General features: G+C 50.3%; 1 rRNA gene. It reads left to right on the top strand.

Going from position 1 to position 920, the window contains the following annotated elements:
* Positions 1-536, top strand: a 16S ribosomal RNA gene (locus tag BM477_RS08120); the annotation flags it as partial.
* Positions 537-920: the final 384 nt, after the last annotated feature.

Here is a 920-nt window from a genome sequence, read left to right as displayed (position 1 = left end):
CTGCAGAGATGTGGTGGTCTTCGGACTGGTGTGCAGGTGGTGCATGGTTGTCGTCAGCTCGTGTCGTGAGATGTTGGGTTAAGTCCCGCAACGAGCGCAACCCTTGTCTCGTGTTGCCAGCACTTTGGGTGGGGACTCGCGAGAGACTGCCGGGGTTAACTCGGAGGAAGGTGGGGATGACGTCAAATCATCATGCCCCTTATGTCTTGGGCTTCACGCATGCTACAATGGCCGGTACAGAGGGTTGCGATACTGTGAGGTTGAGCGAATCCCTTAAAGCTGGTCTCAGTTCGGATCGATGTCTGCAACTCGACATCGTGAAGGCGGAGTCGCTAGTAATCGCAGATCAGCAATGCTGCGGTGAATACGTTCTCGGGCCTTGTACACACCGCCCGTCACGTCACGAAAGTTGGTAACACCCGAAGCTCATGGCCTAACCACGTTTGTGGGGGGAGTGGTCGAAGGTGGGATTAGCGATTGGGACGAAGTCGTAACAAGGTAGCCGTACCGGAAGGTGCGGCTGGATCACCTCCTTTCTAAGGATGCAACTGTTTTTTAGGGGTTTGGAAGCGTTTTGTTTTCGGGTTCTTTTTATTGTTATTTTGGTTGCTTGTTTTAGGATTATTTTTTGGGGTCGTTGATTGTTTAGTTATCGGCATTAGACTGCTTCAGGCTTTTTGTTTGGGGTGGTTGGTCATTGGGTGACTGTTGGATGTGAGAGTTTGAGTGGGCATGCTGTCGGGTTATGGGATAACACCTTTTGGGGTTTTCCTGCTGCTTCTTCTGCTGGCTGGCTGGTTTGGCTGGTTGGTGGGGGTTGTTTGTGGGTTGTTTGTTAACTGTATAGTGGACGCGAGCATCCAATGATCTCTGACTTGTTTTTCTTGTTTGGGGTTGTTGTTTGTTAATGTGATTTTTTG

The organism is Boudabousia marimammalium, from assembly GCF_001936115.1.
Lineage (GTDB): Bacteria > Actinomycetota > Actinomycetes > Actinomycetales > Actinomycetaceae > Boudabousia > Boudabousia marimammalium.
Note: the sequence above shows the minus strand (reverse complement) of the source record. Positions and strands in the feature narration are given on the sequence as shown.